The sequence below is a fragment of the Methylobacterium oryzihabitans genome (genome assembly GCF_004004555.2).
Lineage (GTDB): Bacteria > Pseudomonadota > Alphaproteobacteria > Rhizobiales > Beijerinckiaceae > Methylobacterium > Methylobacterium oryzihabitans.
Window position 1 is genome coordinate 1 of the sequence record NZ_SACP01000065.1, and the last position, 7,374, is coordinate 7,374.

5 protein-coding genes are annotated in these 7,374 nt (G+C 75.0%); 1 reads left to right on the plus strand and 4 read right to left on the minus strand.

The window, feature by feature from the left end; all coding sequences use genetic code 11:
- Positions 1-195: 195 nt before the first annotated feature.
- Positions 196-1,140, minus strand: coding sequence for a 1-phosphofructokinase (gene pfkB / locus EOE48_RS28255; protein WP_127734201.1), 945 nt, complete (start codon positions 1,138-1,140; stop codon positions 196-198).
- Positions 1,137-3,692: a phosphoenolpyruvate--protein phosphotransferase gene (ptsP, locus tag EOE48_RS28260; protein WP_127734202.1), complete on the minus strand. Its 2,556-nt coding sequence runs from the start codon at positions 3,690-3,692 to the stop codon at positions 1,137-1,139. Before ptsP ends, pfkB begins: the two co-directional genes overlap by 4 nt.
- Positions 3,693-3,863: 171 nt before the next feature.
- Between ptsP and EOE48_RS28265 the strand changes: the two genes are divergently transcribed.
- The gene (locus tag EOE48_RS28265; RefSeq protein ID WP_127734203.1) at positions 3,864-4,853 is read left to right on the plus strand and encodes a LacI family DNA-binding transcriptional regulator; all 990 of its coding nucleotides are present in this window, start codon (positions 3,864-3,866) and stop codon (positions 4,851-4,853) included.
- A gap of 94 nt (positions 4,854-4,947) precedes the next feature.
- Here the strand turns inward: EOE48_RS28265 and EOE48_RS28270 are convergent, their stop codons facing one another.
- The gene (locus EOE48_RS28270; protein WP_127734204.1) at positions 4,948-6,159 is read right to left on the minus strand and encodes an MFS transporter; all 1,212 of its coding nucleotides are present in this window, start codon (positions 6,157-6,159) and stop codon (positions 4,948-4,950) included.
- An 82-nt stretch (positions 6,160-6,241) separates the two neighbouring features.
- On the minus strand, positions 6,242-7,374 hold a 1,133-nt coding region (locus tag EOE48_RS28275), incomplete at its 5' end, for an OmpA family protein (RefSeq protein WP_187371581.1).

Sequence of the window (7,374 nt, forward strand, 5' to 3'; positions counted from 1 at the left end):
TCTTCCGGATTTCGTATCAGTTGCTCACCGGCTTTGCCGTCCCTTGCGGATGAAACCGGGCGGTGGTCGTCTGTATCCGTTGCCCCGGTCGAAGGCGGCTTTCGCTTTGGCACGCCTCCCCTCTCCCACTCGGGAGAGGGGATCCCGCGCTCCAAATATCTAATTTGAAATCAGATACTTGGAGCCAGTTTCCATTTAGACGACGGGATCGATGCGGATCGAGGCCGCCAGGGCCTCGACGGTGGCGCGGTCGGGCAGGTTGGCGCCGGGCCGGGTCAGCTTGCCGGCGGCGAAGGCGAGGGCGAGGCGCGCGGTCTCGATCCGCGGCAGGCCGGCATGCAGCCCGGCGACGAGGCCGGCCACCAGGGCGTCGCCGGCCCCGACCGTGCTCGCCACCGGGATCGCCGGCGGGTGGGCGTGCCACGTCTCCCCGTCGGCGACGAACAGGGCGCCCTCCGCCCCGAGCGAGACCACGACGAGGGGGACGCCGCGCCGGTGCAGGCCGCTTGCGGCCTCCGCCACGGCTTCGAGGCTCGTCAGCGGCGCTCCGGCCCATTCCTCCAGCTCGTGCCGGTTCGGCTTGGCCAGATCGGGCAGGGGCGCCGCCGCGAGGGCCGCCGCGAGAGCCGGGCCGGAGGCGTCGAGCACCACCCGGGCGCCGCGGGCCTTGAGGGTCGCGGTCAGGTCGGCGTAGGTCTCGGGGGCGAGCCCGGCGGGCAGGCTCCCGGCCAGCACGACGAGGCCGCCGGGGGCGGCGAGGTCGGCGAGAGAGGCCGCGACCGCCGCGAGGTCGTCCGGCCCGGCGGCGAGGCCCGGCAGGTTGACGTCGGTGGTGTCGCCGCTCGCCCGGTCGAGGAGCTTCAGGTTGGTGCGGGTCTCGCCCGGCACCCGGATCAGGCGGTCGGCGATGCCCTTCCGCGCCAGCACCGCCTCGAACGGGCCGGCATTGTCGCGGCCGAGCAGCCCGCAGGCGGCGACCGGCACGCCCCAGTCGGCGAGGCAGCGGGCGACATTGAGCCCCTTGCCGCCGGCATCGGCCCGCGCGCCCCGCGCCCGGTGGACGCGGCCGGGATCGAGCCGGTCGAGGGTGACGGTGAGGTCGATCGCCGGATTCAGCGTCAGGGTGACGACGGGAGTCATGCCGCGCTCCTCTCGGTGCCGTCGCCGTCGAGGGCGCGCACGCCCGCGGCGTCGGCCTGGGCGCAGGCCCGGGCGGCGAGGTCGCGCAGGGCGATGAAGGACGAGGCCCGCAGCCGCGCCTTGACCCCCGGCAGGTCGCGCGGCGTCATCGAGAGTTCGTCGACCCCGAGGCCGGCGAGCAGGCAGGCGCCGAACGGGTCCCCGGCGAGGCCGCCGCAGACGCCGACGAAGCGCCCGTGCCGGGCCGCGCCCTCGCAGGTGAGGCGGATCAGCCGCAGCACCGCCGGGTGCAGGCTGTCGGCCTCCGGCGCCAGTTCCGGGTTCTGGCGGTCGATCGCGAGGGTGTACTGGGTCAGGTCGTTGGTGCCGACCGAGAAGAAGTCGCAGTGGCGGGCGAGCGCGTCGGCCTGGATCGCCGCCGCCGGCACCTCGATCATGATGCCGAGCGGCACCGGCGGTGCGCCGATCTCGGCCCGGATGCGCTCGCAGGTCTCGCGCCACGCCAGGACTTCCGGCACCGAGGTGATCATCGGCATCATGATCGACAGCGGCGCGTCCTTGCCGGTCGGCGCGCCGGCCGGGACGAGGTCGCGGGCGGTGCGGTAGAGGGCGCGCAGTTGCGGCTCGATCAGGTCGGGCCGGCGCAGCAGCAGCCGGGCGCCGCGCACGCCGAGGAACGGGTTCTCCTCCCGCGGCAGGTTCAGGTGGGCGACCTGCTTGTCGCCGCCGATGTCGAGGGCGCGCACGATCAGCGGCCGGCCGCCGAGCGCCCGCATCATCGCCGCGTAGGTCTCGGCCTGCTCGTCCTCGCTCGGGGTCTCGCCGCGCTCCAGGAACAGGAACTCGGTCCGCATCAGCCCGACGCCCTCGGCGCCCTGGTCGAGGGCGAACGGCACCTGGTCGGGGGTGTTGACGTTGGCGGCCGCCGCGACGCTGCGCCCGTCGCGGGTGCGGGCCGGCAGCGCCCGCTCGCGCGCCTGCGCCTCGGCTTCCCGCTTCTGGCCATCGCGAAACGCCGCCGCGGCGGCGAGGTCCGCCTCGCCGGGGTCGAGGTAGAGCCGGCCCGTCGTGCCGTCGAGGATCGCCGGGGTGCCGCTCGCCAGCGCCAGCAGGCCGGGGCCGCCCGCGACCATCGCCGGGATGCCGAGGGTGCGCGCCAGGATCGCGGTGTGCGAGGTCGGCCCGCCCTGGGCGGTGGCGAGCCCGATCACCCGCGCCGGGTCGAGCCCCGCCGTGTCGGAGGGGGCGAGATCGGGGGCGATCAGGATGCAGGAGGTGTCCGGCAGGGCGTGGCCGGCCCGGAGCGCCGGGTCGATCTGGGCCAGCACCCGGCGGCCGACGTCGCGCAGGTCGGCGGCGCGGGCGGCGAGCACCGGGTTGCCGAGCGCCGAGAGCTGCGCCGCCATCCGCTCCACCGCCGCGTCCCACGCGAAGGCGACGCCGTGGCCCTCGACCATGAGCTGACAGGCCAGCGTGATGAGGTCGGTGTCGGCAATCAGCTCGCCCTGGGCGCGGAAGATCCCCGCATCGGCCTTGCCGAGGCGCCGCTCGGTGTCGTCGGCCAGTGCCCTGAGCTGGTCGGCGGTGGCGGCGAGCGCCCCGTGCAGGCGGTCGGCCCCGGTGGTCAGCGGCTCGGGCTCGTCCGGCACCGCGACGTCGGCGGCGGCGAGCACGTGGACCGGCGCGATGGCGAGGCCGGGGCTCGCGCCGAGGCCGGGCATGATCCGGGGCGACCCGGTCGGGTTCCAGCCGGCGACCGGCCCGGCGGCGCGGGCCGCGGCCTCGGCGGCGCGCTCGGCCGCCGCCTTCTCGGCCGAACTGAGGCCGGTGACCACCGCGCAGATCTTCGCCAGCGCTCCGGCCTCGTCGTCGCCCTCGGCCGAGATCGTCACCGCGTCGCCGCAGCGCAGGCCGAGCTGGAGCAGGGCGATCAGGGTCTTGGCGTCGGCGACCCGGTCGCCGTGGCGGACCTGGATCCGGGCCGGGCAGCCCCGGGCGGCCTCGACCCAGGCGGCGGCCGGGCGCGCGTGCAGGCCGGTCGGGTAGTCGACGGTCCAGTCGAAGCGCTGGCGCAGGTCCCGGGCCGGGGCGGTCGCACCGGCCTCGGCGGCGTCCTCGCTCAGCGCCGCGGCGATGTCGTCCTGGCGATCGGTGCGGGTCAGGCGGGCGAGGCGGTCCTCGTCCTGGATCAGCCGGGTGAGGCGGCGCAGCACCGTGATGTGGGTGTCGGACTGCGCCGCGATCGCCACGACGAGGTGGGCGACCTGCCCGTCGTGCCACGCGATCCCGCCGGGCACCTGCAGCACCGCGAGCCCGCTCTCGCGGACGAGGTGGCGGTCCTCGACCATCCCGTGCGGGATGACGACGCCGTGGCCGAGACAGGTGTTCGCCACCGCCTCGCGGCGCAGCATGCTGTCGCCGTAGGCCGGGTCGATGCAGCCGGCCGCCGCGAGCAGGCCCGCGGCCTCGCGGATCGCCGCCTCCTTGTCGGGCGGCGCGGCGGCGAGGCGGATGAGCAGGCGCGGCGCGAGCCGCGGCGTCGGGGCAAGCATGTCGTCCTCCCGGAGGGCGGCCACGGCGAGGTGACCTTCGGTTGCCCAACGTTGAAAACGTTTTCATAGCGCGTGTCAACTTCGATCTGCTCGGGCGTGTCCCGGAGTCCTTGCGGTGGGCTCGCGCCGGTGGCACGATCGCGTCATGGTTGTGCAAACGTTTTCCGAACCATGAGCGTCGGCATCCGCGACGTCGCCCGCGCGGCGGGCGTCTCGACCGCGACGGTCTCGCGCGTCCTCGGCAAGGGGCCGGTGAGCGAGGCGCTGCGGGCGCAGGTCGAGGCGGCGGTGCGCGCCACCGGCTACCGGCCGAACCTCTCGGCCCGCCGCCTGCGCTCGCGCGAGACGCAGACGATCGGTCTGATCGTCGCCGACATCCGCAACCCGTTCTTCACCGCCGTCAGCCGGGCGGTGGAGGACGCCGCCTACGCCGCCGGCCTGCGGGTGATCCTGTGCAACACCGACGAGGATCCGCAGCGCGAGGCGCTGTACCTGCGGCTGATGGAGGAGGAGCGGGTCACCGGGGTGATCTTCGCCCCGACCACCGCGACCGCCGACGGCCTGCGCGCCGGCTCCCTCGGCTTTCCGGTGGTGCTGATCGACCGCACCGGGCCGCCGGGCCTGCATGACGGCGTGGTGCTCGACAACGTCGCGGCGGGCACGGCCCTGGTCGATCACCTCGTGGAGCGCGGCGTCTCGCGCATCGGCGGCCTGTTCGGCTCGACCAGCTCGACCGCCCGCGAGCGCCGCGCCGGCTACGAGGCCGCGATGGCGCGCCACGGCCTCGCGCCGGAGGCCCGCACGGTGCTGCCGAACGCCGAGGCCGCCGGGGCGGAGGCGGCGCGCTGGCTCGCCGAACCCGGGAGGCCCGCGGCGCTGATCGTCTCGAACGGCCTGCTGCTGATGGGTGCCCTGCGCGCCGCCCGGACCCTGCGGCTGTCGGTGCCGGGGGATCTGGCGCTGGCCGGCTTCGACAACGAACCCTGGACCGACCTCGTCGAGCCCGGCCTCACCGTGGTCGAGCAGCCGGTTGACGAGATCGGCCGGCAGGCGATGCGCCTGCTGTTCGACCGGCTGGAGCGCCCGGACCAGCCGGTGCGCCGGGTGGTGCTCGGCGGGCGGCTGGTGGTGCGGGGGTCGACCGGGCGGGCGGGATCGTGAGGCGCATCCGGCACGGGACGTGAGGCGTCCCCGCCCGCGGATCGCATCCCGCCGTCGCGGTCATCGTCCTGGGCGACCGGTGATGGGGAGCCGGTCATCCCTCCCGTCCCGGCAGCGGCGCCAGCACCGCGAGGCGCAGCGCCACCGCGAGCGCGAGGCCGTAGAGCGCCGCGATGAAGCCGGCGACGCCGGGCCAGCCGCCATGGGCGAAGAACCAGCCGCCGGCGGTGCCGGCGAGCGAGGAGCCGAGATAGTACATGAACAGGTAGACCGACGAGGCCTGGGCCCGGTGGCGCAGGGCCCGCCGGCCGACCCAGGAACTCGCGACCGAATGGGCGCCGAAGAAGCCGACCGTCGTCACCAGGATGCCGAGGACGATGAGGACGAGGCTCCCGGCCAGGGTTAGGGCGATGCCGGCGAGCGCGACCACGATGGCGAGCCACAGCACCTTGCGCCGGCCGAACAGCCCGGCGGCGTGCCCGACCGCGGTCGAGGAGACGGTGCCGGCGAGGTAGATCACGAAGATCGCCGCCAGCTCGGTGTGGCTCAGCGAATAGGGCGGCTCGAGCAGGTGGAAGCCGATGTAGTTGTAGAGCGTGACGAAGCCGCCCATCAGCAGGAACGCCTCGGCGAACAGCCAGGGCAGGCCGGCATCGCGGAAATGGCCGAGGATCGTGCCGGGGATCGCCCGCCAGGGCAGGGGCTGCGGCGTGAAGCGCGACGAGGCCGGCAGGCTCAGCCTGAACGCGACGGCGGCGGCGAGGGCGAGCAGACCGATCACCGCCATGGCGACGCGCCAGCCGAAATGGTCGGTGAGGGCGCCGCCGAGGAGCCGCCCGGCCAGACCGCCGAGGGAGTTGCTGCCGACGAGCAGTCCCATGGCGAGGCCGATCGCCCGTCCGTGCATCTCCTCGCTGAGATAGGCCATCGCCACCGCCGGGACGCCGCTCATCGCGAGGCCGGCGAGCGCCCGCACCAGCAGGAAGCTGTCCCAGTTCGGCATCACGGCGGCGACGAGGGTCAGGATCGCCGAGGCGAACAGCGACACCGTCATCACCGGCTTTCGGCCGAAGATCTCGGAGAGCGGGCTCACCACCAGGAGCGCGACGGCGAGGAAGCCGGTGGAGAGCGACAAGGACAGGCTGCTGGCGGCCGGCGAGACCCCGAACGCCTCGGCGAAGACCGGCAGCAGCGGCTGGACCGCGTAGAGCACCGCGAAGGTCGAGAAACCCGCCGCCGCGAGCGCCAGGGCGGTGCGGCGGAAGACCGGCGTCCCGACCGCGATGCCGCCCTCCGCCTCGTGCACTGCCCGCGTCTCCCGTCCCGCCGCGCTCCCCGGTGCCGCAGGCGCGGCACCGGGTCAAGCACGCGGCGGCCCGGACGGTGCGTCAGCGCTGCCCGGCCTGCTGCTGGATCAGCGGCGTGATCCGCCGCACCGTGACCCGGCGGTTCTCCCGCGAGGGGCCTTGCGTGTTCACCTTCAGGTTCTGCTCACCGTAGCCCTGGGTGGTCAGGTTCTCCGGCGGCACCCGGAAGTCGCGGGTGAGCACGGTCGCGACCTCCTGGGCGCGGCGGTCGGACAGCGACAGGTTGTCGACGTCGCTGCCGACCGCGTCGGTGTAGCCCTCGATGAGGAACACCTCCTGCGGGTTGCGCTGGATCGCCTGGTTGACCGCCGCCGCGATGGTGGAGAGGCGGCGCGCCTGATCCGGCGACACCTGCCACGAGCCGGTCTCGAACGTGATGGTGTCGATGTCGACGCTGCGCATCCGGGCGCGCAGCGACGGGCTGTAGCGCACCTCGTCGAGGGTGTAGCGGCGCTCGACCGGGACCACCGGCGGGGCGGTGAGGGTCTCGTAGATCAGCCCCTCGTCGGCCTGCTCGGCCTCCACGACGTAGCGCTCGCGCGGGATGCGGATGTCGGGCGGCGGCAGCACCACGACGTCGCGCTCGAACGGCCGCAGCCGCCCCTCGTAGGTGTTGTCGATCAGCACCAGTTCGCGCCCGTCGCGGCCCCGGCGGACCCGGCGCAGCAGGCGGCCGTCGTCGTCGACCACGGTGACGATCTGGTCGCCGTCGGGCCGGTCGATGATCGTCACGGTGTCGCGGCCGCGCCGCTCGATGCGGGCGTCGCGGTCGAGCTCGCGGAAGCGCTCGGTCTCGTCGTGGCGGATGTAGATGCGGTCGTCCTCGCGCACGATCACCCGGCCGGGCTCGCGGATGTAGAGCCGACCGCCCTCGTTGTACTCGCGCCGGGCCCGGCGGACGTCGTCGTAGCTGCGCACGTCGACGTCGCCGCGGCGGAAGCCGCCCGGGATGTAGTCCGGCTCGTCGCGCCGGTAGCCACCCGGGACCGCGCCGCCGAACAGCCCGTCGCGCCGGTCGTCGCGGGCGCCGCGGCCCGCGGGCGGCACCGCATCGGGCGCCGCCGCGCCGGGCTCGACGGCGCCGGGAGGCACCGCTCCGGGAGGCACGAACGGGCGGCCCCGGACGCCCGGCCGGGCGTTCGGCGCAACCGGAG